Consider the following 405-nt stretch of genomic DNA (forward strand, 5'->3'; position numbering starts at 1 on the left):
GCGACACACCGCGCGTCGTCAATCGCCTGTTGCTCGACTAAACAGTCACCGGACCTCACCCGAAATCGCCATAGCTGTGCCGGAAACTCTGGTCCGCCGGCGCAAATTGCGCCCCGTCCGGCCCGAACACTTAATGCTTGTGCCATGGCGTCGCAGACTTGTCGGTGCGCGCATTCAGATCACGCATATAATCCACCGATCCGCCTTCAAGCGCCTTTCGCATCGCCTGCCAATCCGGATACAGCCCGAAGGCCTCGAGCCAGATCGCCCGTCCGGCGAGATAGCCCGATGCCCCGGCCCGGTAGGCGGGGCTGAGGATATTGCGGAATTCGGGCTTTCCGGCGCCCGCTGAGAGCACCCCCCAGGGCCGGCCCGCAAGCCGTCCCATCTCGTCAAACGCCGCCT

General features: G+C 64.4%; 1 pseudogene. It reads right to left on the reverse strand.

What is annotated here, in order from left to right:
* Positions 1-130: 130 nt before the first annotated feature.
* A pseudogene (locus tag KSP9073_RS17350) lies at positions 131-405 on the reverse strand (hypothetical protein); the annotation flags it as partial.

It is taken from the genome of Kushneria phyllosphaerae (assembly GCF_900312995.1).
Taxonomy (GTDB): Bacteria; Pseudomonadota; Gammaproteobacteria; order Pseudomonadales; family Halomonadaceae; genus Kushneria; species Kushneria phyllosphaerae.